The sequence below is a fragment of the Leptotrichia sp. genome, from assembly GCF_057270615.1.
The window spans coordinates 1-1,867 of sequence record NZ_DBHIXN010000005.1 but is presented as its reverse complement, the minus strand read 5'-3'; the positions used below and the strand labels follow the sequence as shown (position 1 = coordinate 1,867).

The 1,867-nt window shown below is 25.9% G+C and carries 4 protein-coding genes; all 4 read left to right on the top strand.

The genetic code is table 11. The features are described 5' to 3' along the window. On the top strand, nt 1-741 hold a 741-nt coding region (locus ACO409_RS01780), incomplete at its 5' end, for an Abi family protein (RefSeq protein ID WP_485554257.1). A gap of 75 nt (nt 742-816) precedes the next feature. Beyond that, the gene (locus ACO409_RS01775) at nt 817-1,107 is read left to right on the top strand and encodes a type II toxin-antitoxin system RelB/DinJ family antitoxin (protein WP_018498035.1); all 291 of its coding nucleotides are present in this window, start codon (nt 817-819) and stop codon (nt 1,105-1,107) included. Further along, a complete protein-coding gene (locus tag ACO409_RS01770) occupies nt 1,097-1,393 on the top strand; it encodes a type II toxin-antitoxin system YafQ family toxin (protein ID WP_485554255.1) in 297 nt (98 codons plus the stop codon). Before ACO409_RS01775 ends, ACO409_RS01770 begins: the two co-directional genes overlap by 11 nt. 77 nt (nt 1,394-1,470) lie before the next feature. Beyond that, nucleotides 1,471-1,867, top strand: a 397-nt coding sequence (locus tag ACO409_RS01765) for a ribonucleotide-diphosphate reductase subunit beta (RefSeq protein WP_485554253.1), incomplete at its 3' end; no start/stop codon positions are given.

Below are 1,867 nucleotides of genomic sequence, written 5' to 3'. Positions count from 1 at the left end.
TTTAATCATTTGAAAGCATTGTATGATTTTGATAAAAGTTTGAGAATGTTGTTTTTTGATGTTTTGACACAATTGGAAAGAGCTTTTAAAACGGCAATTGCATATTATTATTCGGAATGCTATACAAATAAAGAAAGTTATTTGGAACTTAATAATTATTATGTTGGAGTTAGAAATGAAAATGTACATCTTATTTCATATTTAGTAAAAAAACTAAATTTTTTAAGAAATAATAAAAGCAATAGTATAATAAAGCATTATAGTACAACAAAAGACAACATACCATTTTGGATAGTAATTAATTTTTTTACATTTGGAGAGATGAGCAGATTTTATTTGATTTTGGAACATAGAATACAAAATAAAATAATAAGCCATTTTAGAAATTTATATAAAAAAGAATACTATGTTCTACCTAATTTAAACAATAATTTCATAAAAACTTTTTTACGTGCAAGTTCGTTATTTAGAAACATAGCGGCACATAACGAAAGAATGTATGATTTTTCATCAAAAAATATTATAAATATAAATAATATTATGGGAATAACAAATAATAAGAAACAAAAATTATTTACGATATACGAGGGGCTTAAATTGTTTTTATCAAAAGAAGAATATGAAAGTCTAACGAAAAAGTTACGAGAATTATTAAGTTTACTTGAACTTAAACTAAAAGATATTATAGATATAAATGATATTTTATATAAAATGGATTTTCCAAAAAATTGGCATAAATAAACATTACTATAAACTAATTGATTGACAAAAGATATACTTTGTATGTATAATAAATATAAAAGGAAGTGATATTTTATGGCAACAGTTAATACAAGTATAAAGATAGATGAGGAAACTAAAAAAGAAGCACAAAAATTATTTAAAGATTTAGGATTAAGCCTTAGTACAGCAATTAATATATTTTTGAAACAGGCTATAAGAGAAAAAGGCATACCATTTTATATAAATTCTTTACCTGAAAATTCAGAATTGGCTCAAGCATTTGAAGAAGCCAAACAAATTAAGAAAAATCCTTCAAATTATAAATCGTACAGTAGTCCAGAAGATATGTTTAAAGATGTCTTGGGAGAAGATTATGAGGGATAAAAAAGAAGAGTATAAATATTCTATTATTCTTACTGGAAAATTTAAAAAACATTTAAAAAATCTAAAAAAACAGAAAAAAGATTTAAAATTATTGGAAAGTATCATCTCAATATTGGCAAAAGGAGAAAAACTTCCTCCTAAAAATAAGGACCATAAATTAATCAATAATTATGATGGAGCAAGAGAATGTCATATAACTCCAGATTGGTTATTAATCTATGAGATAGTCGAAGATAAATTAATATTGATTTTATTAGCATCAGGTAGCCATAGTGAACTATTCTAAATTTTATATAAAATGTGGAGTTGATTGAGATAACATAAATTGATAAAACAAACTTATCAAGAAAGGAAAAATAAAAAATGGAGAAAAAAATATACGAAGCAGTAAACTGGAATACCCCTGAAAATGATTATGTGGAAACTTTTTGGGAGCAAAATATAAGACAATTTTGGATTGATACGGAGTATGTTCCTTCGAGGGATATTGATAGCTGGAATGCGTTGAAACCTGAAATGAAATTGGCTTATTTACATGCACTTGGAGGGCTTACAATGCTTGATACGTTGCAAAGTCATACTGGGATGCCTAAAATTATTGACCATATTGATTCGTTGCAAAATAGATCGGTGCTTTCTTATATGTGTATGATGGAGTCGATTCATGCGAAATCTTATTCGACAATATTTACAACTGTGGCATCGACTAGAGAGATAAATGAAACTTTCAAATGGGTTCAAGAAAATCCTCATTTACAAT

What these genes read in the sequence shown, in the direction of transcription:
- ACO409_RS01770 (WP_485554255.1), top strand. Translation starts at nt 1,097, where the DNA reads ATGAGGGATAAAAAAGAAGAGTATAAATATTCTATTATTCTTACTGGA.
- ACO409_RS01775 (WP_018498035.1), top strand. Translation starts at nt 817, where the DNA reads ATGGCAACAGTTAATACAAGTATAAAGATAGATGAGGAAACTAAAAAA.